The sequence below is a fragment of the Leptolyngbya sp. AN02str genome (assembly GCF_050565595.1).
Lineage (GTDB): Bacteria > Cyanobacteriota > Cyanobacteriia > Elainellales > Elainellaceae > Kaiparowitsia.
In genome coordinates, this window is sequence record NZ_JBNXVR010000031.1 from 1 (window position 1) to 22,046 (window position 22,046).

Genomic DNA, 22,046 nt, shown 5'->3' on the forward strand with positions numbered 1-22,046 from the left:
CATCAACACGCCGAACCAGCCCACGTACAGGCGGTTGTCGGTGCTGGTTACCCAGTTGCAGAACTGTTCCCACACGGTATTGCGCTCAGCGCGCTGTAGTGTAGTTGTCATAGTTCGATGAGTGCTTGTTAACTACAAGTAACTTAGGCGTAGGCGTTTGACCTACTGAACTAAATGTTAAGGGATGTGTTGACTTTTGTAAAGATCGGCGGAGTAATTCCTCAGATTTTTTGTAACGCTTGCCAAATCTCCTGCCAACAAAGCTTTTGCACTGTAGAGTCTTCATCAATTAGAAGGTGGAGATCCAGGTCTTGTCTCAGTTTCTTAACAATTTCTTGAGCCAAATGGCTTAAGGCGATGTTTGTAAAGCGTTTCGGTTCATGAGAGAGCAGGGCTCGTTCACAAAAATTTATGGGCTAAAGGGCTTGAGCTTGGGCGATCGCGGCAAATTCATGTCACCTTGAATTGATAGACTTTAGTTCGAATCTGTTGTTTTCTAAAACTCTGTTTCCGTCTTGTCACAGACCTGAAGGACGTGAAACGCTTTATGAATCGATCCATCGGCTCGTCCTAATTCCGTTGCGGTTGGTGAATGGTCGTTTTGGCCAAAAGTCCATGCCTGGCGGGTTCCACGCTGACGACCGTGCTTTATGAGAGAAAGTTGGGAGGACTATGAACATTGCTGTCGTGGGTCTGAGCCATAAAACAGCCCCGGTTGAAGTGAGGGAGAAACTCAGCATTCCAACTCCACAGATGGAAGCTGCGATCGCCGATTTATGCAGTTATCCTCATATTCAGGAAGCTGCCATTCTGAGCACGTGCAATCGTCTTGAAATTTACATTGTGACTGGGGAGAGCGATCGCGGTATTCGCGAAGTGACTCAGTTTTTGTCGGAGCACAGCAAACTGCCTATTCATCACCTCCGACAGCATCTCTTCATGCTGTTGCATCAAGATGCCGTCATGCACCTGATGCGCGTCTCTGCGGGCTTGGACAGCTTGGTGCTAGGCGAAGGTCAAATTTTGGCGCAGGTAAAGCACACTCACAAAGTTGGCCAACAGTGCAACGGTATTGGCCGAATTTTGAACCATTTATTTAAGAGTGCGGTTACAGCGGGTAAACGCGTTCGTACAGAAACCAGCATTGGCACCGGAGCGGTGTCCATCAGTTCGGCTGCGGTGGAACTTGCCCATATGAAGGTAGACAGCCTGTCGGCTCACCGTATCTGTATTTTGGGTGCGGGTAAGATGGCGCGTTTGCTGGTTCAGCATTTGCTCGCCAAAGGGGCGAATCACATCACCATTGTGAATCGGTCTATGAGCGGTGCCCAGGATCTGGCGAAGCAGTTTGCAGAGACTCCGCTACAGCTGTACACTATGGAGCATTTGGAGCAGGTGCTGCCCGAGTCAGACATTGTGTTTACCAGCACCTCCTCGACTGAGCCGTTGCTAAACCGAGCCAAGCTCGAAACGCTGACCAAGCCTGAACAATCGCTCATGTTGTTTGATATTTCGGTTCCTCGCAATGTGGACTCGGATGTGAACGAGTTGCCCCATGTGCATGCGTTTAACGTGGATGATTTGAAAGCGGTCGTGGCTCAAAATCAGGAAAGCCGTCGCCAAATGGCCATGGAAGCCGAGGTGCTGCTCGATGAGGAAGTTGAGACGTTTGATACCTGGTGGCGATCGCTCGAAACGGTTTCTACAATCCGTAGCCTACAAGACAAAGTAGAAGCCATTCGGGCTCAAGAGCTAGAAAAGGCCATGTCTCGTTTAGGCGCTGAGTTTGGCGACAAGCACCAAGCCACGATTGAAGCCATGACCAAGGGCATCGTGAATAAGATCCTGCATGATCCGATGGTTCAATTGCGTGCTCAACAGGATATTGAAGCTCGTCGTCGAGCTATGGAAACCCTTAAAACCCTGTTCAACCTGGAAGCTGAAGCACAATCGAGCCAGCAGTACAGTTAGATTCGTCGAGACTTTCCTGTTCCAATCCATCGATTGGTCAACGCCAATCAGTATCCTTAGGGTTCGCACCTTTTGGGTTTGCCTGCACAACCTGTCAACAGGAGCAGCACCCAAAGGGTGCATCTTTGTGTTAAAATTTGAGAACTCAAAATCCTTGCCTGACAAGGATTTCGGCAGATTGGCAACGTATCAGTTCAGGCAGTTGCATCGATGATGCAAGCCGGGGCTAGCAGTTCAAGCGCACTATCGCGAAGCTGGTCAGCGTTCCGTCTCGAACCCCTCACGCTGGAGTTTTTATCCTTATGACTTTTTCCCAGGAGTCGCCCCAAGACCGGATTGTGCCCACCGATCTACGCACAGAGATGTCCCGGTCTTACCTGGAATACGCCATGAGCGTGATTGTAGGGCGGGCGCTCCCCGATGCGCGAGATGGGCTCAAGCCCGTTCATCGACGCATTCTCTACGCTATGCATGAACTGGGTCTCACACCCGATCGCCCCTTTCGTAAGTGTGCGCGTGTCGTCGGGGACGTGATTGGTAAGTATCACCCCCATGGTGATACGGCAGTTTATGACGCCCTTGTGCGGATGGCTCAGGACTTTTCCATGCGATCGCCCTTGGTGGATGGTCACGGGAACTTCGGTTCAGTCGATAACGATCCGCCTGCGGCCATGCGATATACGGAGTGTCGTCTGCGCCCTATTACCACCGATGCGCTGCTCCGCGATATCGAGTCTGAGACGGTTGATTTTGGCAATAACTACGACGGTTCGCAACAGGAACCGTTAGTGCTTCCCGCCCGGGTCCCCCAGCTGTTGCTGAATGGCTCGTCGGGTATTGCTGTGGGCATGGCTACCAACATGCCTCCCCACAACTTGGGCGAGTTAATGGATGGGGTGATTGCATTAATCAATAACCCTGACCTAACCAATTTGGAGCTGATGCAGTACATTCCTGGGCCAGACTTTCCCACAGGGGCGATCATTCTGGGAACCAGTGGTATTCGCGAAGCCTACACCACGGGTCGGGGCTCTATTACGATGCGCGGTGTCGCCCGTATTGAAACGATGGAGCGGCGAGGCCAGCCTGATCGGGAAGCCATCATTGTCACTGAGCTACCCTACCAAACCAATAAAGCCGCGCTCATTGAAAAGATTGCTGAAATGGTGAATGAGCGGCGGTTGGAAGGGATCTCGGATATTCGAGATGAGAGCGATCGCGACGGTATGCGTATCGTTATTGAGCTGCGGCGCGATGCCTATCCCCGTGTTGTGCTCAACAACCTGTACAAGCAAACCCCACTCCAGGCCAACTTTGGGGTCAATGCCTTGGCCCTGGTGAACAGTGAACCTCAGCTGTTGAGCTTGCGGCAATCGCTGGAAGTATTCCTCGACTTCCGGATTGAAACCATTACCCGCCGTACGCGCTACGAGTTGCGCAAGGCCGAAGAGCGGGATCACCTGCTCCAAGGCTTGCTAATTGCCCTGGAAAATCTAGACCGGATCATTGCCATCATTCGGGGGGCAGCAGATACCCCGACCGCCAAGCAAGAGCTGGTTGCATCCTATAGCCTGTCGGAAGTCCAGGCCGATGCGATTTTGCAAATGCAGCTCCGTCGCTTGACCGCCCTCGAAGCAGAAAAGATTCACCAAGAGCACGACGAGCTACAGCTCAAGATTGCAGATTTACAAGATATTTTGGCCCGTCGTGAGCGCATTCTCCAGATCATTCGAGAAGAGGCAGAGCAACTCAAGGCAACCCATGCCAACCCGCGCCGTACGGTGATTGAGCCTGCTGATGGCGAACTCGAAGATATTGACCTGATTGCCAACGAACAGGCCATCATTTTGCTGACTGAGCAAGGCTATATCAAGCGCATGCCCGTTAGTGTGTTTGAGGTGCAAAACCGCGCCACTCGCGGCAAAGTGGGCACCCGTATGAAAGAGGAAGATGGGGTCGATCATTTCTTATCCTGCAACGACCACGACAGCGTGCTGTTTTTTAGCGAGCGGGGAGTGGCCTATTGCCTCAAGGCATACCAAATTCCTACGGGATCGCGCACCTCGCGCGGCGTACCCATCGTGCAGCTATTGCCGATATCTCACGAAGAAAAAATTACCTCTATCGTGCCAGTTTCAGAGTTTTCGGATGATGAGTATCTGGTGATGCTGACCCAAAAGGGCTTCATCAAAAAGACGGCACTCGCTGCATTTAGCAACATCCGGGCCAATGGCTTGATCGCAATCTCGCTGGAGGAATCCGATCAGCTGCGCTGGGTGCGGTTAGCTCGGGTCGCGGACAGCATCATCATTGGTTCGCGCAACGGGATGACGATTCACTTTCGAGCGAGCCATGAGCAGCTGCGTCCACTCGGGCGGCCTACGCGTGGCGTTAAGTCGATGGCGTTGCGCGAGGGGGATGAGCTCATTAGTATGGACATTTTGCCAAGCCAGATTGCTGATATGGTGGCCAGTGTGGCGGGTGATGCTGATGCTGGGGATAACGGTGCCGATGCCGTGGCGGTGGAGGCCGATCTGGAAACCGCAGAAGAAGCCGATTTGGAGCCTACGAATACTCAGGGGCCGTGGGTATTGGTGGTGACAACGGGTGGCCTGGGCAAGCGTGTGCCGATCGCCCAGTTTCGATTGCAAAACCGAGCGGGCATGGGCTTGCGTGCCATTAAGTTTCGCCAAGCCAATGATCAGTTAGCCGCCTTGCGAATTGTAAATGAGCAGGACGAGATGATGATCGTGACCAATCGTGGGGTCATTATTCGCCAAGCGGTTAACGCAATTTCCTGCCAATCCCGTGCTGCTACAGGGGTACGGGTGCAGCGACTTGATCCAGATGATGCGATCGCAGCTGTAGCCCTAGTTCCCCCTGCAGTAGAAGGCGAGGAGGCCGATGGCGATGCGGCTGAAGTCGAAGAGGTATAACAAGCCGTAGCTGATTTCTATCGTTTTGCAAGAAACCCACAACAGACAATACCAATAAGTGTCTGCTGTGGGTTTTTTGATGAATGGAGAAGTGTGTGTAGGCTATTCTGGTTCTTGACTTCTCAGAACGTAGCTGGGCATGTGGTCGCACAGCCTGTGAAGCGCACAAACGATGAAATTTATGAGAACTGATCGAGTTCCTGTTGGAGCCAGTCTGCAACGGGTTGTCCATCTTTTCGACGTAGCTCAACCCGCACCATCAACACCAGCCCAGAGCCAGGAGGCGCAGGCTCTTGGTGGAACGTGATGTCGTAATCATTGGGGTCTTCGTTATGCTCACGCAGCCAGTCTTGCACTCGAGTTGTGGCGAAGAAGGACTGTCCCTCAACGAACATTCGAGAGATTTGGGCTTGTAGATTAAACGGGTTGAATCGGGGCATAAGACTATCGGTTTTGCCGCAGACGCACTAACTCAGTTCGAATTTTATCGGCTAGGGCGCGATCGCGCTGTTGTTCTGCTGTGATTCGGTTGAAATCTTCAATCGACAGATTGAACCGTTCCACCACCTGAATTGAATTGGTGCAATAGTCCACGGCAATACGCCGAGCCTGCCGAGAGAGGCTATTCAAGCTATCGCGCTGGTTGCATGAAATATTGGGCATTGGCCGACCAGAACCCAACATTCCTTCAATGGTTTCGTAGGCTGTACGACGCAAATCTTCGATCGCCAGTACAGAGCGAGCATAGCTTTGAATTTGGGCATCGGAAACAGCCTGCGCCACAGCCGAAGTGCTGAATGCTTCAGAGATCGACGAAGCGTGCAGACTAGGAGCAAGACCAACGGCCACGCCTGCTGTCGATAGAGCCCCTGCCATGAGTAAGCGAAGAGCCAAGCGTTTTGCTGTTTTGGTCACCGAGGAAGTCAAGTGAATCATGGCAATTTTGAACAAGCCTTAGAAATTTTGAAAGACTGACTGTTGTAGGTATCTGAGTATTCTGAATTATTTTAGGTGCATGAAGTTCCAAAAAAATCGAAAAATTCCCTTCTTATTTGACCACAATTCTCTATCTGGGGGATTCATCAATTCAAAATTATGATAGAGAAATTATCCTCACTTGAAAGCGGTGCTTGGCTATTCAAACTGAAGACTGTTGCTGGTTTACTCGTAAGGGCTATGCCAATCCGCATAAGGGTTGTAAGCATGGGAACGAGCGATCGCCCTCGCAAGTTTTAACGTTGGCAGGGTCGGCTGAGAGGCTATAAAAAATATTAATTCGTTCGGAACGGAAATTGAAACTCAGCTTGGCCTAGGGCAGATTGGGATGACGGCTTCAGGTGACAGCTTCAATGGCTCATCCATTGGTTTAATGCAAGGGGTGTTTCTCTTGTGTTTCCAGATCTGGCGAATCCATGGGGTTGCTTATCCCTGGCTAATTTCGGCTAATCGATGTCCACACTGGGCACAAAAGCGATCGCCCAGATTTACCGAAGTGCCACACTGCGGACAAAAGCGTTGAGTCGAAGGTTGAGCATTGGACTCTCCCATCGTGAGCTCCATCTCTCCCATTCGCATTCGCATGGGGTTTTGGCTCATGCTCATGTTTCCCATTTTGAGCGGTGGTAGGGGCTGCATGGGTTCCATTGGTTTTAGCGGTGTGGCTCCCGTGGAAGAAGAGCCTGTGGTTGATTCTGCAACTTCGGACTCCGAGTCGGTTGTGGGGGTAAGGGCGATCGCCACGGCATTGGTGAGAGAGGGTGGCGTGGCCAACACCTGCAAACTGCTGGCTTGAATGAGAACAAACCATTGTCCTTGCTGCGCCTCTAGACGCAGCACATAGCCATTTGCAACCTGAAACAAACTCGGTGGCAACATCCACTCACCCGTTTCTAACTGAGTAGACTGTGCTTGCTGTTGGCCTGCACTTTGATGAAGCAACGTTAACAGGGTTTGGTTTTCTAGAGCCTGCACCCACAGCTGGGCACCCGGTCCCAGCGCTGCATGATATGCCATTGTTCCATCCTCAAGCGGTAGATTGTAGTCCTTGTAACCGATTGCAGTCCCGGCTTTGCTCATAGTGTAGGGTTTAGTACCCTATTTTGAGACTCGCGCTGAGGTTAGAGTGGCGATCGCCATCTCATCCTTCCTCTTCCATATCTTCTATATCAACAGATTTTCCCTGGTTCGATTCCGTTGTTTACCAGTTTGCTGGTTTCATTGTGTCTATCTTTAACTACGATCCCGGAGACTTTTACGATGAGCTGTTCGAGGCGAAAGGGCAACCTCGGCCCGAAGCCGCCCCCCTCATCGAGCGCATCCAATCCCTGAGCATTGACGATCTCAAGCAGCGGCAAGACGCTGCCCAAAACGCTTTATTTAAGCTCGGTGCTACGTTCAACGTATACAGCGATAGCCAAGGCACCGAGCGTATTCTCCCGTTCGATATTATTCCTCGCATTGTGTCGGCACCCGACTGGCAATGGCTCGAACGTGGGCTTAAACAGCGCATTCGGGCGCTCAATCTGTTTTTAGATGACATTTACAATGATCAAAAAATCTTAAAGGATGGGGTGATTCCCGAAGAAGTCATCAAATCCTCCAAAGGTTTTTTGGAAGCCTGTATTGGCCTAAAGCCCCCCCAAGGAATTTGGTGCCACATTACAGGAACCGATCTGGTGCGCGATCGCGACGGTCAGTGGTACGTCCTAGAAGACAATCTTCGCTGCCCTTCTGGCGTATCCTACGTGCTCGAAAATCGCCGCGTGATGAAGACCACCTTTCCGTTGGTGTTCAACCAAATGAGCATCAAGCCAGTCGATGACTACCCCAGTCAACTGTTGGAAACGTTGCTGAATTTGGCTCCCTCAGGTCTGCCCGATCCCACCGTTGTGGTGATGACCCCTGGCGTCTACAACTCCGCCTACTTCGAGCACTCCTTTTTGGCCCAGCAAATGGGGGTGGAATTGGTGGAAGGGCGCGATTTGGTGGTGGCCGACGGCTACTTGCAAATGCGCACCACCAAGGGGCTAAAGCGAGTTGATGTGGTGTATCGCCGATTGGATGATGACTTTCTTGATCCGCTGGCTTTTCGCCCAGATTCCATGCTGGGAGTGCCAGGGCTGATGGAGGTGTGCCGCAAGGGGCGCGTTGCCCTGGCCAATGCCCCCGGCACAGGCGTTGCCGATGACAAGGTGATCTACGCTTACGTGCCCAAAATGGTGCAGTACTACCTGGGCGAAGAGCAGATTATCCCCAATGTGCCGACCTATTTGTGCTGGGAACCCCATGATCAGGACTATGTGCTGAACCATCTGGATCAGCTGGTGGTGAAGGCGGCTAACGAGTCGGGAGGCTATGGCATGCTCATTGGCCCCCATGCAACAGATGCCGAACGGGCCGACTTTGGCGATCGCATTCGGGCAAATCCACGCAACTATATTGCCCAGCCCACCCTCACCCTGTCACGAGCCCCAACCCTCATTGGCGACTCATTTGAAGGGTGCCACGTCGATTTGCGCCCCTACATCCTGTATGGACAGGATGTGTACGTCAATCCGGGTGGGTTTACCCGGGTGGCCTTGCGCAAGGGTTCGCTCGTGGTGAACTCGTCTCAAGGCGGCGGCGGCAAAGATACCTGGGTCATCGCCTAGCCTGCGGGCTAACCTAAGCCCCTCAACCCACCCCCCCTCATCGCTTTCCGTCCCTTACGTGACCTTGTCTCCATGCTTAGCCGCGTTGCAGAATCCATCTTTTGGCTTAATCGCTACGTCGAACGAGCCGAAAACATTGCCCGCTTCATTGATGTCAATCTCATTCTGTCGCTCGATTCGCCATCGGGCACCGGGCAGCAATGGGAGCCTTTGGTGTACACAACCGGGGATCAAGCGTTTTTCAAAGAGCACTATGGCGACGCGACCGCTGAGAAAGTGATTCAATTTCTCACCTTCGATACCACCTATCCCAACTCCATCCTGTCGTGCCTGCGGCTTGCCCGCGAGAATGCTCGCAGCGTCCGCGAAATTATTTCATCGGAAATGTGGGAGCAGGTCAATGACTTTTATATGCTGGTGAAAAATGCCAGCCAGGGGCAAATTTCGCAGTTCTCGCCATTTTTTACCGAAATTAAAATGGCGAGTCACCTGTTTGCTGGCATCATGCACGCAACGATGTCGCATAACGAGGGCTGGCACTTTGGTGAAATGGGGCGCATGCTGGAACGGGCCGACAAAACTGCGCGCATTTTGGATGTGAAGTACTTTATTCTGCTGCCGTCGGTGCGGGATGTGGGTACACCTCTAGATGACTTGCAGTGGATTGCGCTGCTGAAGTCGGCCAGTGGCTATGAGATGTATCGCAAACGGCAGCATCGCATTTCGCCGAAGGAAGTGGCGTCGTTTTTGGTGTTGGATCGGGAGTTTCCACGCTCGGTGCAGTTTTGCCTATTGCAGGCAGAGCGATCGCTCCATTGCATTACAGGCTGTACAGCAGGGATGTGGAGTAATCCTGTTGAGCGATCGCTGGGTCGCCTTCGAGCTGAGCTGGATTACATCACCATTGAGGAAATGATGAACCAGGGTTTGCATGAATTTCTGGATCAAACCCAGATTTCGCTCAACACCATTGGCAAAAAGATTCACGAAACCTTTTTTGCGTTACAGCCGCTTCACCAAAGTTCCTGATAGTGAGGGCATGATTTCGGAGGGCGCGAGCCTCGCCTGTCCACCCAAACCATGCTTTTATTCAAGACTCGTAAATGAGGGGCATCCAAGACTTAGCCTAAATTAGCCTCGACAAGAATTGGTTTGGTGATTGGCGAGCGTGAATGAATTCTAATGAATTCTTATGGATGAGGTTAGCGAGCTCGATCCCATGCCTGTACGCTCAACGGGCCTGAACGATGGATTCAGGATGAGGCGCGATCGCCCGAATTCGCCATATCAGAACCGCAAAAATCCTCATCTTGTATGAGTGTCTCAACCCCTCACGTCTATTAAACTGCTGCTGGCATTCACGCATCACCCCCCAACCTGCATGAAATATTCCATCACTCACACCACCACCTACCAATACACGCGTCCTGTTACGCTGGCTCCCCACATCGTGCGGCTGCGACCCCGCTGCGATGTGACGCAAACCCTCCACCGATTTGACCTGAAGGTCACCCCGGAGCCAACTCGCATTACCGACTGGGTTGACCTCGACGGCAACAACTTACTGCATCTCTACTTTGATGATGAGCCGCTCGACCACTTTAGCGTCACCGTTCAATCCGAAGTGGAAACCTGGCGTACCAATCCGTTTAACTTCTTGCTCGACCCAACCGCCAACCATTTGCCGTTCAACTATTCATCGACCCTACAAGCTCGGCTACAGCCCTACTTAGGAGGTGGCGCTGGCAACTTGCCCACGCTCGACCCCGTTGCCATTGAGCTAGGCCATGAGCTGCTGTATAAAACGGCGGGTAACCCTATCACCTTTTTATGGGAACTGAGCCAGCGCATTCACCGCACCTGCCAGTACACCATTCGCGAAACGGGCGACCCACTGCCCCCTAGCATTACCTGGAAAAATCAAAGTGGCTCTTGTCGCGATTTTGCCATTTTGTTTGCCGAGGTGTGCAGAGCAGTTGGCTTGGCGGCGCGATTTGTGAGTGGCTACCAGGAGGGAGATCCTGACTGGGAAGATCGACACCTACATGCGTGGGTTGAAGTGTACTTACCCGGAGCCGGGTGGCGTGGATATGACCCTACTCAGGCGCTAGCTGTGGGCGATCGCCATATTGCCCTGGTTGCGGCTCCTAGCTCTCGCGAAACTGCACCCATGACAGGGCATCTTAAGACTGGAATGGGAGTCCAATCTCACATGAGTTACAAGCTCACGATCGACCCCATGCCGTAGCGCAACGGACAGCACATTGAGCGGTAAGATCATAGGCTCAACGGTGAGATTCTCTCTTCACTTTCATCAGTCTCTTTACACAAGGCGAGTAGATTTATGGTCAGTTTGACACCGAACCCCAGCTTTAGTTTGACGGTGCGAGTAGAGTTGCCCAATCAAGTGGGGCAGCTCGCCGCACTCACTCGATCCATTGGTGAAGCTGGCGGCAATATTGGACAAATTGACCTGATTGAACAGACGATGAAATGGCTGGTGCGAGACATTACGATTGATGCATCGAGCACCGAACACGCTGAAACCATTGTGGCTGCTATCAAGGCGCTCGACGATATTCGAGTCATGAGCGTGTCCGATCGCACGTTTAACCTGCACCGGGGGGGCAAAATCAGCGTCACCAGCAAGCTACCGCTGCATAACCAGGGCGATTTGGCGATGGCCTACACCCCTGGCGTTGGGCGCATTTGCACGGCGATCGCCGAAAAGCCCGAAGAGGTGTACAACCTCACCATTAAAAGCAACACTGTGGCGATCGTGACGGATGGCAGCGCCGTACTTGGGCTGGGCAACTTAGGCCCGGGCGGTGCCCTGCCGGTGATGGAAGGCAAAGCCATGCTGTTTAAAGAATTTGCGGGAATTGATGCGTTTCCCATTTGCTTGGCAACGCAAGACACCGACCAAATTGTTGAAACAGTGAAAAACATTGCACCCGTATTTGGGGGTGTCAATTTGGAAGACATTAGTGCGCCTCGCTGTTTTGAAATCGAAGCACGGCTTCAGCGAGAGTTGGATATCCCGATTTTTCACGATGACCAGCACGGCACGGCGATCGTGACGCTGGCCGCTCTCTACAATGCGCTGAAGCTGGTGAAAAAGTCGATGGAGGACGTGCAAATTGTCATTAATGGAGCAGGTGCAGCTGGAGTGGCGATCGCCCAATTGCTGCAAAAGGCAGGAGCGTCCAAAATTTGCATGTGCGACTCTCGAGGCATTCTGAGTACCGATCGCACCGATCTCACGTCCCAAAAGCGATCCCTGGCGATCGCCAAAAGTGGCACCCTCAAAGATGCAATGGAGTCTGCCGATGTTTTTCTGGGAGTGAGTGCACCTGGCGTGGTGACTCCTGCCATGGTGAAGTCGATGGCGGCCAACCCCATCGTGTTTGCTATGGCCAACCCTGTGCCCGAAATTCAGCCGGAGCTGGTCATGGATGAGGTTGCTGTGATGGCCACAGGCCGTAGCGACTATGCTAACCAGATCAATAACGTGCTGGCATTTCCTGGTATTTTTCGAGGGGCGCTCGACTGCCGTGCCGCTACGATGACCGCCAGCATGTTCCTGGAAGCTGCTGGAGCGATCGCCTCCCTCATCAATCCCGTCGATTTGGATCGCGAACACATTGTTCCATCAGTCTTTGACTCGCGGGTGGTGCCGACCGTATCGGCTGCGGTACAGAGAGCCGCTCGGCAAGATGGCGTGGCCAGTAGCTAATCCCAACTGGCCCTTTCACACTACCTAGCTACTGTGCTGAGCCGCTGAATCTTCAAATCATTCAGTGATAGTTAAAATTCGCTGGTTCGAAACATCGAGCCTGCTGGGCAAACGTCAGTTTTGGTTAAGGGCTTTTGTGAGGTTTGCGCACCGCGCAAACCTCACAAAAGCCTTTTTTTGCGTTGGGTTAGAGCAGGCTCGATGTTTTCCATTGGGCCTGCTGCACGAAATGTTGCGCGACTCCGCCGCACAACATTTCGTGCTTCCAATTCATGCTTCAAAAAAGCATTCGTGCAGGAGGTCTATCAACATTTAATTCAACATTGGGTATCCAGGCCGCTATCAATCCCACTCATGCGTGTCTATCTCTCATCAATCTAGACGCAATGGTTGGTTCTTGAGCTTTGGGAAACAGCAGTGATGTTCGACAAGAACCATCCACAGCTGTGAAACATAAGCAAAACAGCGGGGTTTTCCCAACGCGAAGCCAATGCGAACTTAGATACACATTAGAAAAAGAATAAATTAAGTCAGTCAACAAGGGCTTGCGTTCCCAGTGAGAGCAGATAAGCTGGTGAAATCCGTTTAGGATCTCTGCGAGAGATTTCAATGGAGCAGAGTTGGGTGATGCTTCAAACACTCTCAAGCTGAGAGATCTTGTGAACAAGCCATGGTTATCCCACCCGAGCCGGAAATCCCAATATTTGGCATAGTTGGCAAAGGGTGGGCGATCGCTCTGTCAGCGATACAAGAATCTGCGATCGCTCGCCAAACGCCCTCTTCCTACTGGTCTCATTACCCTGCAAACTGCAGCTAGTTCATTTCCTAAAAGGTTTTTTGTATACAACTGAAACAAGAGTTCACTGTTAGCGTTAAATCCAACTCTTCACCTAGCTCCACGGTGGTGACTATGCCCTACGCCAACCGAATTCGCACTCGTTCCCGCAAATCCAGGCTTCACACCTTAAAGCAACAGGGGGCGCTGGTATTTACTAGCGCATCGCTGGCAATCGTTGGGTTCCTACTGGCTTACACCTCATTAGGCGGTTTCCGAGCCGCACAGGTTTCCGAGCCGCAAGCCTTTTCAGCCAACTCTCCCCTTCCCTCTAGCGAACAAGGCCCAGAGACAAACCCTTCGCAGCCCTACATCGAAGCGCTTTTAAACTTCCCGTTTGCACCCATTACCCAACCCTCGACTGATAAGTTGCCGATTCCATCCTCGGCTCCGTCTCCCTCAGCGGTTAGTGTGGGAAATGCTGCCTTAGTAACCACGCTGCCAAATGAAACCGTTGCGTCTTCTCGAAATCCATTTGTTTCCAATGGGCAGATTTTAGGCTTATTCAGTTCGGGTAGTGGGGAGCGATCGAGTCGTCGGGCAAATTTTGCGTCTCAGGAGCGATCGCCCACCGTTCCAATGTTTGCCATAGATGCCTCGAACCGCTTGAACGCCAGCTCACCAACGGAGGCAGGGCTCAATCCGTTACAAGCTGCAATTCAGCAAAATCAGTCCCTAGAGAGCGATCGCTCTCTAGGGACTGCGGGTATGTCTGAAAGCAGCACCGCACCCATCCGCTCTACCGCTTCCCCCGCCATACCTGCGATCGCACCCACCGCTGCCACTGGCACAGCCCCGCCATCGCAGCCCGTGTCGCCCAATCAATCAGGGCTCAATTCGACGACTAGCGAGCCTGCGCCAGTCCCAGTGCTAGCCGTACCAGCAACCATGGATGCACCTACCCCCTAAGGGATAGGGATGCTTCGGACGCAGGCTCCGAGCTTAAATAAAGGCTATTTTTTCGAAAACAAACCACCCAGCAGGTTGCTAGAGCGGTTTGTTTTGGGAGCTTGCTGCTGGTTGGTTTGGGCATCCATTTGCTTTTGGCACTCCAAAGCCACGGCATCGCTGGGGTTTAGCCGCAATGCCTGACGGAGGCTAATAGTAGCCATGCCCAGCAATCCACGCTTGAGCTGCACTTTGGCCAACCATGCATGATACTCGCTGTTCGATGCATCAATTTGAATTGCATCGCGCAGTTCTTGAATTGCTTCGTTGTAGTGCTTTAATTTGAACTGATCTTGGGCACGCTTAAAGTGGCCCTGAGCGCGGTCTTTTTGAGCTGTGGTTAGCCCCAGTGTTGATGAGTTTAGTGTGGGCTGAGTGAAATCTGAGCTAGTTTTCGTGTCCATGGGTTAGCGCTCCCCGAAACTCTTTGGTGGCAAATGCAGAAGTAGCAGAATGCACGCCCCAACCTTTGTCATATCAAACCGACAGTTTTGGCGTACGCAACACAAGAACACACTCACTCCAGCCATCTCTGCTCGGTAGAAGAGGGAAACATCGAAGGTTGACGAAGAGGCAAACCTCTTGTCTCCCTGAATGGGCCGGCAGATTTATAGAGGGATAGAATCCGCTACATCATGCCCCATGAATCATACAAGACGAATCTACCTTTTGAGACAGGCGCGCTGATGGGTCAAACCCTCTCCAGCGATCGCCCACAAATATAGGATGTAATTGCTACATCTCATGGTTTGCTCAACGATGCTATTTCTAGGAATTGTTCGGCTGAAAAGCCTTTGATTTCCAGAAAACTGCGTGATTAATCCTGAAACTTGAGTTCTAGAAAAGTCTGTAAAAATACAGCCCAAGCGTCGAGGCTGGTATCTTGGAACACCTGTCATTTTTATTCAACTTTTTGAAACAAAGCTGTGGGGTTTGAAGCACCTGATGTTAATTCAGCGGCTGACCGCTCGCCAAGAAGCAAGCTGATCGGGCGTGAGCGATCGCCCTGCGCTCAGAACCCGCTTCAACCCTTCAAAACCGAGTGCTATCGTGTGCTGGTTGGTGATGGTCTTTTGGGAGACCCATTGCTCAGCCAGAGTGCTCAAAAAACCTGAGTTTTGGATAAGCTGAAGTGCCCATTTTTGCGTGCGCGTTGCGCACGCAAAAATGGGCTTTTCTGAAGTTTGCGCGCCGCGCAAACTTCAGAAAAGCCCTTAACCGAAACTGACGTTCAAAAAAGATTGATCCTCGTGGGCTTGGCGATCGCTCTAGTGGTAGATCCGTAGAACAATAATGGTCTCTGCCTGCTGTAAGGGGTACACCTGTTTTTCCTCTGGACTGTTTTTTTTAGGGATAGATACCGGGAGTTTTGAGCAGACGGCGTTGTTCTTCTGTTAGCGATGGAAACTGCTCTGCGGTGTAGTAGTGACGCGACCATGCGCTGGGCCGAGGCGAATATTTATAGAACAAGGTGCGGCGATCGCCAGTTCCGCGCCAGGGCAGTGTACCGTGGGTCAGTGCTTCGGTAAAAATGATAGCCGTTCCCGCTGGGCCAGAAATCTCTCGGACGCACTCTGGTGGATGTTCCAGAGTGCGCCAGTCGCTCGGCAGGGGAAACTGGCTTTTGTGGCTACCGGGAATGCAGCCAAACCCGCCTTCTCCAGGTTTTACGTCTGTCAAATGGTAGGCGATCGCCACCAAGCCGTTATACATGCGCCCGTTTTGCACGTGGTAGTACTGGCAGGGATCGTAGGGGGTGCCACCACCATGCAAGTGGCTGCCAATCGGCCCGGACCCAGGCTGCTGGATGATGTGCGCATACTCATGATCCAATCGGAAGCCCGGACCCAGCAGCGCTTCCAAATAAGGCATGGCCCAAGGATGGTTTATCAATGCGTGAAATGGCTCTCCCCAGGACAACAGGTGGTTGAACCGTAGCCAGGGGCGATCGCCACCATTGCACAGGGCAATGTGCTGATTTAGCAGCTCATTCAAGACTTGTACGTGATGGGGGGCGATCGCATGGGGCACCACCACATAGCCTTGCACATCAAATAAATAGCGTTCGTGCTGATTCACGCGCGGTTGCACACCCTACTCGCTGGGCGTGTCTTTTAGCCAAGCTGGATGGGAAAACAACGCCGCAATGAAACGCACTCCCCGCAATTGATTCGACAGGGGTAAGTGACCTCGCGGAGCGTTTAAGCTCCAGGTAAACCCGCCGGGATAGCGAGTCCAGTTAATGCCCTGCTTCCAGCCGATCATTTCCCACAGACGCTCCCAGTTTCGGCCCGTGCTCAGCCACAAATCGCGCTGTACTGAAAACCCAAACCGACCCTCGGAGTAGATCAGCCATAAGGTATTAATTGTGCGCAGATCCGCCACCGATAGCTTATCGACCTCGGTGAAGTAAATCCACCGCCGCTGTAACGCTGTGTCGCCCACAAGTTGGCACATCAGCTCTAGCGTCAGTTTGTCGGCTGCTTGGTATTCTTGCTTGGCTAGCAACTGCGCCAGCAGAGCAAAGTCAACTCCGCTTTGCGATCGCCATGGAGCTAACCCGTCTGCCAATTGCGTTTCTAAAAAAGACTGAGTGGCCGGACTATTGGCCGCCATTAGTAGCTGATGCACTTTGCCATCCACCATGGATGGGCTAAAGCCCGCTGCGGAGTGACGCCGCTCTTGCAGCCAGGTCATCAAAACCTCCAACCCCGAATCTCCCTTGTTGGCGAGCTCTTGCACCAGTTGGAGTTGATTCTTTTCAGATTCGGATTGCAGGCGTGCAAAAAAATCTGCCATAAACTCGGCAGGTGAAGAAACTGAAGCAGCATTGGAACTGGCAGGCGACTGATTCAGGTTGGTTTGCACGTCATCCATGAATACGAGTTACAAAAGGTCTCATTCTCACTTTAGCGGCAGATGTTGCCGTTTCACGGATTTTCTAAGACTCTTCTCCGTCTTCTTGGGGGTCATCGGGTAGGCGATAGCCCCGCTCAAAGGCATAGCGAATGAGCTGGGATCGGTTCTCTAGTCCGAGTTTGCCGAGGATATTGCTGAGGTGGGTTTGCACGGTGCGGGGGCTCACAAATAGGCGATCGCCGATTTGTTTATTGGTTTTGCCGCGAATCACTTCCCAAAATACTTTTTCTTCTGCTGGGGTGAGTGGCAATGGTTGGGGCGTGACGGCCTTCGTGCCCGATTTGGTATCTGCAGCCGGGACGGCCTGCTGCATGAGCCGCACAATCTCGGTATGAATCCGGCGCGATCGCTCAATTTGAGCCTCAATTTTGGCCAGCAGCTCTTTTGGCTCAAAGGGCTTGCCTAAGTAATCATCTGCACCTGTTTGGTGGCCTTGCACCCGATCCTGCACGTCATTCCGGTTTGACAAAAAGATGAACGGCACCAGCTGGCCCACCCGCGACTCACGCAGGCGACGGCAAAATTCCAACCCATCCATGCCCGACATCATCACGTCCGAAACGACCACATCTGGCGGATCAGACTCAAATGCGGTCAATCCATCTTCTCCAGAGGTGGCTTCGTACACCAGATAACCTCGATTTTGCAGATAACGTGTAAGCGCTGTACGTAGAGTTACATCGTCATCAACTAGCAAAACCTTCTTCATTAAAAAAATCCAAACTCTAAGAACAAAGAACTGAACTAAACCAAACTGGGTTGATTCTTTTAACAGAATAAAGTTAAAGAGATAACAGATAAAAGCGGGCGATCGCTGGAAAACTATCTAAATGAATGATAAAGCTGTCCTGGATACCGAGACATCTCCAAGAAAAAGCGAACCCAGATTTCTGCTTCAACTTCTAAGGTATCTTGCAAGTTTTTCATGCGTTGGCATCTTCACACATCATCCAAGCTGCTAGCGCTTCAAAACTAAACATAGATTGGCAATCTTAAGAACTTTTAGTGTTCCCTAAAGGTCTTTGTCGCTCTCTACCTCACCCAATCGTTCATGCAATCAAACTTTAAGGCGTAACGCTCTATCAAAAATGAATTACTACAGACGAACTTTATAGGATTTCGTACTTAGAACATTGATTCATACAAGCCGATAAGCAAGGGGCTTCATGAGCCAAACATCACTAAGTGAATAGAGGATTCTCCTCAAATTCCAGCTAATTAGCTTAATTCTAGATGATTAACCATAGCGTAAGGCTAAAAACCTTGTTCTAAATTTCTAAAATTTCTGGCCCCCGCCTCCAGGATGATAGGTGAAAAGTTGAGATGCCTTGCCAGTATTCGCATCTAGCCCTGCCTACCTTCAAAATTACACAATTCCTTAAGTTTGAAGCTATGATTTTTTCCGGCTAACATCTTTCGCCCAGGAGCTCGCGCCATATGTACGAAAAAATCATTCCTCCCGAAGCAGGATCCCGCATTACGTTTGTAAACGGCGAACCTGTTGTACCGAATGATCCCATTGTGCCGTTCATTCGTGGAGACGGTACCGGAGTTGACATTTGGCCAGCGGCTCAAAAGGTCTTTGATGCTGCCGTTGCCAAGGCCTACGGTGGTGAGCGCAAGATTGTGTGGTTCAAGGTTTACGCTGGAGACGAAGCCTGCGAGCAGTACGGCACCTACCAATACCTGCCAGAGGATACGCTGAACGCCATTCGCGAGTTCAAGGTAGCGATTAAAGGCCCGTTGACGACTCCTGTGGGGGGCGGCATTCGGTCGCTAAACGTGGCTTTGCGGCAAATTTTTGACCTGTATGCCTGCGTTCGTCCTTGCAAGTACTATGCGGGCACCCCCTCCCCTCACAAAACACCCGAAAAACTGGATGTGATTGTGTATCGGGAGAATACCGAAGACATTTACCTGGGAATTGAGTGGAAGCAGGGCAGCGAAGGGGGCGATCGCCTGATTAAGTACCTCAACGAAGAGTTGATTCCTGCCACACCGGAGCACGGCAAAAAGCGCATTCCGTTGGATGCTGGCATTGGCGTGAAGCCCATCAGCAAAACCGGATCGCAACGATTGGTGCGTCGGGCCATGCGCCATGCGCTGCGCCTGCCCAAAGCCAAGCAAATGGTGACCCTGGTGCACAAGGGCAACATTATGAAGTACACCGAAGGCGCATTTCGGGATTGGGGCTACGAGCTAGCCGTTACCGAGTTTCGCAACGAGTGCGTGACCGAGCGCGAATCCTGGATTTTGGGGAATAAGGAAAAAAATCCAGACCTGAGCATTGAAGACAACGCGCGCCAAATCGACCCCGGCTACGATAACCTGACCCCTGAAAAGAAAGCGCAAATTTGCGATGAAGTGAAGGCTGTATTGGATAGCATTTGGGTTACCCACGGCAACGGGCAGTGGAAGGATAAGGTGATGGTGAACGATCGCATCGCCGATAGCATCTTCCAGCAAATTCAGACTCGTCCTGATGAGTACTCCATTTTGGCGACGATGAACCTGAATGGCGACTACCTGTCGGATGCGGCAGCGGCAATTGTTGGCGGTTTGGGCATGGGGCCAGGAGCAAACATTGGCGATGAGTGTGCCGTATTTGAGGCGACCCACGGCACCGCACCCAAGCACGCCGGACTGGATCGCATTAACCCCGGTTCAGTCATTCTGTCGGGGTTAATGATGCTGGAATACATGGGCTGGCAAGAGGCTGCCGACCTGATCAAGAAAGGAATCGGAGCTGCGATTTCCAACGGTCAGGTTACTTACGACTTGGCCCGCTTGATGGAGCCCCATGTCGAACCGCTCAAGTGCTCGGAATTTGCAGAGGCCATCATTCAGCACTTTTAATGATGCTTTAGTCATGCAAGTGTTGTGATGTGCGATCGCGCCAATTTCGATTCCACCCCTTAGAATTGCCATTGGCGCGACACCCCCCAAACCCCGTTTCTAAGGCGCAGCCGTCTACCTGCTGAGCACCGCCCACCCACTACTCTAGCCCCTAAATCCCAACCCCTAGTCCCTAGTCTATGCACACCAGCCACATCACCATCCCAAACGGCGATCTGCAAATCGATGCCTACCTGGCACAGCCGACTGACGAGGGGGCGTTTCCTGCTGTGATCGTCATTCAAGAAATTTTTGGGGTGAATGCTCACATTCGCGAGGTGACCGAGCGGGTGGCTAGCATGGGCTATGTGGCGATCGCCCCCGCGATTTATCAGCGGCAGGCTCCTGGGTTTGAAATTGGCTACAGTCCCGAGGATGTGGTGCTGGGTCGCAAGTACAAGGAGCAAACCCATGTTGACCAGCTGCTCAGCGACCTAACCGCCGCGATCGCCTATTTGCAGCACATGCCCAACGTTCGTTCAGAGGCGATTGGCTGTATTGGATTTTGCTTTGGGGGGCATGTGGCGTATTTGGCCGCGACCTTGCCGCAAATCAAGGCAACCGCCTCGTTTTACGGGGCAGGCATTCCCACCTGGTGTCCTGGCAATGGAGCCCCAACGATTACCTACACACCGCGCATTGCTGGCACGCTCTACGCCTTCTTTGGCACCGATGATCCCAGCATTCCGCCGGAGCACATTGCCGAGATTGAGCTGGCGCTTCAGCAAAACCAGGTGTCGCACCGCATCTTTCAGTATCCTGGTGCCCAACATGGCTTTTGCTGCGATCGCCGCGCCAGCTACGATGCGGCTTCTGCTGAGGATGCATGGCAACGGGTGGAAACGCTGTTCCATGATGTTTTGGGTCAATCGCCGCCTAAGCTTTAAGGTTCCTCGTCGGGTAAACTTCGATTCCAGGATCAAACACCTGATAGGGGGCGATCGCGTTAAAGAATTGCCCCAAGGTGGTGTTGAACCCGCAAGAATTGCTTACACTAGATAAGCCCAACCCATAGATGGGCGATATTTGGCACTGTTTTGGGAGGTTGCCTTGTCCTTCTCTCTAGACGATTTTGCAAAAGCGCTTGAGCAACACAACTACGAATTCAGCAAAGGCCAGCTTGTTCGAGGCACGCCATTTAGCTATGAATCCGATGGAATTCTGGTTGATATTGGCGGTAAATCGGCAGCCTTTTTGCCGAACGAAGAAGTGTCAATGCGATGGATCGATGACATAACTCAGGCCCTGCCCTTGGGTGAGCCGCGCGAGTTTCTCATCATTCGGGAGCAAAACGCGGAGGGACAGGTTGCTCTATCGCTGCGCCAGCTCGAAGTAAAACAACGCTGGGAAGAACTTGCCGAAATGCAAGACACCCCCAAAACGCTGCGGGTGCGCGTGAGCGGAGTGAACAAGGGCGGCGTGACCGTCGATTTGGATGGGTTGCGGGGGTTCATTCCGCGATCGCACCTGGTCGATCGTGACAATTTGGAGGCGCTGGTGGGCAAAGCCCTCACCGTGACTTTGCTAGAGGTGAACCAAAGCGCCAAAAAACTGGTGTTGTCGCAGCGGTTGGCATCGCAGGCCGCCAGCCTGAGCCAAATTGAAGTTGGTCAACTCATTTCGGGCAAGGTCTCCAGCATTCGCCCCTTTGGCGTATTTGTTGATTTTGATGGCGCATCGGGGCTGTTGCACATCAACCAAATCAGCAAGAATTATGTTTCCTCGCTGGACAAGCTGTTTGAGGTGGGGCAACCTGTCAAAGCCGTGGTGGTTGATTTAGACGAAGTGAAGCGGCGGGTTTCTCTATCCACCAAGGTGCTGGAAACCTATCCCGGCGAAATGCTAGATAACCGCGATGCGGTGATGGCCGAGGCCGACTCTCGTATGCAAAAGCTAGCGGAACAAAATGCAGCAGCAGCATCGAAACCGGAACCTGAGGCCGAGGCCACCCCAGAGCCCGACGCTACCCCAGACGCAGACTAACGTCTAGCTAACCGACATTATCCAAATTGCCGCACTCTCCGTGCTATGACATACGGAAGGTGCGGCTAATTTTTTGGGCAGAGTGTGGCGATCGCATTCGCATTGTGCCTTGGTTTCCCGCTGCACCCCCAAAAATCGATAAGCACAGCGAGCGTTCTAGCGCTATTTAACCC

The 22,046-nt window shown here is 52.2% G+C and carries 19 protein-coding genes and 1 pseudogene; 11 read left to right on the forward strand and 9 right to left on the reverse strand.

Going from position 1 to position 22,046, the window contains the following annotated elements:
- Window positions 1-111, reverse strand: a pseudogene (locus tag ACQ4M4_RS20040) (photosystem II q(b) protein); the annotation flags it as partial.
- 561 nt (window positions 112-672) lie between these two features.
- Here ACQ4M4_RS20040 and ACQ4M4_RS20045 point away from each other — a divergent pair.
- Window positions 673-1,971 (forward strand): glutamyl-tRNA reductase, encoded by a 1,299-nt coding sequence (locus ACQ4M4_RS20045; protein WP_430686232.1) that lies wholly within the window; start codon window positions 673-675, stop codon window positions 1,969-1,971.
- A 302-nt stretch (window positions 1,972-2,273) separates the two neighbouring features.
- Window positions 2,274-4,907 carry a DNA topoisomerase (ATP-hydrolyzing) subunit A gene (gene gyrA, locus ACQ4M4_RS20050; protein ID WP_430686233.1) on the forward strand — a complete coding sequence of 878 codons (2,634 nt, stop codon included), beginning with the start codon at window positions 2,274-2,276 and terminating at the stop codon, window positions 4,905-4,907.
- Window positions 4,908-5,086: 179 nt separating this feature from the next.
- Here the strand turns inward: gyrA and ACQ4M4_RS20055 are convergent, their stop codons facing one another.
- The 3 genes from ACQ4M4_RS20055 to ACQ4M4_RS20065 all read right to left on the reverse strand — a co-directional run bounded on the left by ACQ4M4_RS20055 (window position 5,087) and on the right by ACQ4M4_RS20065 (window position 6,983).
- Window positions 5,087-5,347 carry a hypothetical protein gene (locus ACQ4M4_RS20055; protein WP_430686234.1) on the reverse strand — a complete coding sequence of 87 codons (261 nt, stop codon included), beginning with the start codon at window positions 5,345-5,347 and terminating at the stop codon, window positions 5,087-5,089.
- 4 nt (window positions 5,348-5,351) lie between these two features.
- Window positions 5,352-5,843, reverse strand: coding sequence for a DUF4168 domain-containing protein (locus ACQ4M4_RS20060; protein WP_430686235.1), 492 nt, complete (start codon window positions 5,841-5,843; stop codon window positions 5,352-5,354).
- A 486-nt stretch (window positions 5,844-6,329) separates the two neighbouring features.
- On the reverse strand, window positions 6,330-6,983 hold the full coding sequence (locus ACQ4M4_RS20065) for a zinc ribbon domain-containing protein (RefSeq protein ID WP_430686236.1): 654 nt from the start codon (window positions 6,981-6,983) through the stop codon (window positions 6,330-6,332).
- Window positions 6,984-7,126: 143 nt separating this feature from the next.
- Between ACQ4M4_RS20065 and ACQ4M4_RS20070 the strand changes: the two genes are divergently transcribed.
- From ACQ4M4_RS20070 to ACQ4M4_RS20095, 6 genes are all read left to right on the forward strand, one after another.
- Entirely contained in the window at window positions 7,127-8,557 is a 1,431-nt protein-coding gene (locus tag ACQ4M4_RS20070; protein ID WP_430686237.1) for a circularly permuted type 2 ATP-grasp protein, read from the forward strand.
- Window positions 8,558-8,629: 72 nt separating this feature from the next.
- Entirely contained in the window at window positions 8,630-9,586 is a 957-nt protein-coding gene (locus tag ACQ4M4_RS20075; protein WP_430686238.1) for an alpha-E domain-containing protein, read from the forward strand.
- Window positions 9,587-9,938: 352 nt separating this feature from the next.
- Window positions 9,939-10,805: a transglutaminase family protein gene (locus ACQ4M4_RS20080; RefSeq protein WP_430686239.1), complete on the forward strand. Its 867-nt coding sequence runs from the start codon at window positions 9,939-9,941 to the stop codon at window positions 10,803-10,805.
- A gap of 96 nt (window positions 10,806-10,901) precedes the next feature.
- Window positions 10,902-12,293: a malic enzyme-like NAD(P)-binding protein gene (locus ACQ4M4_RS20085; RefSeq protein ID WP_430686240.1), complete on the forward strand. Its 1,392-nt coding sequence runs from the start codon at window positions 10,902-10,904 to the stop codon at window positions 12,291-12,293.
- Window positions 12,294-12,963: 670 nt separating this feature from the next.
- Window positions 12,964-13,110 carry a hypothetical protein gene (locus tag ACQ4M4_RS20090; protein WP_430686241.1) on the forward strand — a complete coding sequence of 49 codons (147 nt, stop codon included), beginning with the start codon at window positions 12,964-12,966 and terminating at the stop codon, window positions 13,108-13,110.
- 93 nt (window positions 13,111-13,203) lie between these two features.
- The gene (locus tag ACQ4M4_RS20095; protein WP_430686242.1) at window positions 13,204-14,037 is read left to right on the forward strand and encodes a hypothetical protein; all 834 of its coding nucleotides are present in this window, start codon (window positions 13,204-13,206) and stop codon (window positions 14,035-14,037) included.
- A 44-nt stretch (window positions 14,038-14,081) separates the two neighbouring features.
- Here the strand turns inward: ACQ4M4_RS20095 and ACQ4M4_RS20100 are convergent, their stop codons facing one another.
- From ACQ4M4_RS20100 to ACQ4M4_RS20120, 5 genes are all read right to left on the reverse strand, one after another.
- Window positions 14,082-14,480 (reverse strand): tetratricopeptide repeat protein, encoded by a 399-nt coding sequence (locus ACQ4M4_RS20100; protein ID WP_430686243.1) that lies wholly within the window; start codon window positions 14,478-14,480, stop codon window positions 14,082-14,084.
- A gap of 549 nt (window positions 14,481-15,029) precedes the next feature.
- A complete protein-coding gene (locus ACQ4M4_RS20105) occupies window positions 15,030-15,182 on the reverse strand; it encodes a hypothetical protein (RefSeq protein ID WP_430686244.1) in 153 nt (50 codons plus the stop codon).
- Window positions 15,183-15,423: 241 nt separating this feature from the next.
- Window positions 15,424-16,155, reverse strand: coding sequence for a phytanoyl-CoA dioxygenase family protein (locus ACQ4M4_RS20110; RefSeq protein WP_430686245.1), 732 nt, complete (start codon window positions 16,153-16,155; stop codon window positions 15,424-15,426).
- 15 nt (window positions 16,156-16,170) lie between these two features.
- A complete protein-coding gene (locus ACQ4M4_RS20115; RefSeq protein WP_430686246.1) occupies window positions 16,171-16,953 on the reverse strand; it encodes a GUN4 N-terminal ARM-like repeat domain-containing protein in 783 nt (260 codons plus the stop codon).
- A gap of 64 nt (window positions 16,954-17,017) precedes the next feature.
- A complete protein-coding gene (locus ACQ4M4_RS20120) occupies window positions 17,018-17,704 on the reverse strand; it encodes a response regulator transcription factor (protein WP_430686247.1) in 687 nt (228 codons plus the stop codon).
- Between the two features lie 728 nt (window positions 17,705-18,432).
- On the opposite strand from ACQ4M4_RS20120, the gene ACQ4M4_RS20125 reads away from it, so the two are divergent.
- From ACQ4M4_RS20125 to ACQ4M4_RS20135, 3 genes are all read left to right on the forward strand, one after another.
- Window positions 18,433-19,851, forward strand: coding sequence for an NADP-dependent isocitrate dehydrogenase (locus tag ACQ4M4_RS20125; protein ID WP_430686248.1), 1,419 nt, complete (start codon window positions 18,433-18,435; stop codon window positions 19,849-19,851).
- A gap of 179 nt (window positions 19,852-20,030) precedes the next feature.
- Window positions 20,031-20,777, forward strand: coding sequence for a dienelactone hydrolase family protein (locus tag ACQ4M4_RS20130; protein ID WP_430686249.1), 747 nt, complete (start codon window positions 20,031-20,033; stop codon window positions 20,775-20,777).
- Between the two features lie 163 nt (window positions 20,778-20,940).
- A complete protein-coding gene (locus ACQ4M4_RS20135) occupies window positions 20,941-21,873 on the forward strand; it encodes a S1 RNA-binding domain-containing protein (protein WP_430686250.1) in 933 nt (310 codons plus the stop codon).
- Window positions 21,874-22,046 lie beyond the last annotated feature (173 nt).

What these genes read in the sequence shown, in the direction of transcription:
- ACQ4M4_RS20045 (WP_430686232.1), top strand. Translation starts at nt 673, where the DNA reads ATGAACATTGCTGTCGTGGGTCTGAGCCATAAAACAGCCCCGGTTGAA.
- gyrA (WP_430686233.1), top strand. Translation starts at nt 2,274, where the DNA reads ATGACTTTTTCCCAGGAGTCGCCCCAAGACCGGATTGTGCCCACCGAT.
- ACQ4M4_RS20055 (WP_430686234.1), bottom strand. Translation starts at nt 5,347, where the DNA reads ATGCCCCGATTCAACCCGTTTAATCTACAAGCCCAAATCTCTCGAATG.
- ACQ4M4_RS20060 (WP_430686235.1), bottom strand. Translation starts at nt 5,843, where the DNA reads ATGATTCACTTGACTTCCTCGGTGACCAAAACAGCAAAACGCTTGGCT.
- ACQ4M4_RS20065 (WP_430686236.1), bottom strand. Translation starts at nt 6,983, where the DNA reads ATGAGCAAAGCCGGGACTGCAATCGGTTACAAGGACTACAATCTACCG.
- ACQ4M4_RS20075 (WP_430686238.1), top strand. Translation starts at nt 8,630, where the DNA reads ATGCTTAGCCGCGTTGCAGAATCCATCTTTTGGCTTAATCGCTACGTC.
- ACQ4M4_RS20080 (WP_430686239.1), top strand. Translation starts at nt 9,939, where the DNA reads ATGAAATATTCCATCACTCACACCACCACCTACCAATACACGCGTCCT.
- ACQ4M4_RS20085 (WP_430686240.1), top strand. Translation starts at nt 10,902, where the DNA reads ATGGTCAGTTTGACACCGAACCCCAGCTTTAGTTTGACGGTGCGAGTA.
- ACQ4M4_RS20090 (WP_430686241.1), top strand. Translation starts at nt 12,964, where the DNA reads ATGGTTATCCCACCCGAGCCGGAAATCCCAATATTTGGCATAGTTGGC.
- ACQ4M4_RS20095 (WP_430686242.1), top strand. Translation starts at nt 13,204, where the DNA reads ATGCCCTACGCCAACCGAATTCGCACTCGTTCCCGCAAATCCAGGCTT.
- ACQ4M4_RS20100 (WP_430686243.1), bottom strand. Translation starts at nt 14,480, where the DNA reads ATGGACACGAAAACTAGCTCAGATTTCACTCAGCCCACACTAAACTCA.
- ACQ4M4_RS20115 (WP_430686246.1), bottom strand. Translation starts at nt 16,953, where the DNA reads ATGGATGACGTGCAAACCAACCTGAATCAGTCGCCTGCCAGTTCCAAT.
- ACQ4M4_RS20120 (WP_430686247.1), bottom strand. Translation starts at nt 17,704, where the DNA reads ATGAAGAAGGTTTTGCTAGTTGATGACGATGTAACTCTACGTACAGCG.
- ACQ4M4_RS20125 (WP_430686248.1), top strand. Translation starts at nt 18,433, where the DNA reads ATGTACGAAAAAATCATTCCTCCCGAAGCAGGATCCCGCATTACGTTT.
- ACQ4M4_RS20130 (WP_430686249.1), top strand. Translation starts at nt 20,031, where the DNA reads ATGCACACCAGCCACATCACCATCCCAAACGGCGATCTGCAAATCGAT.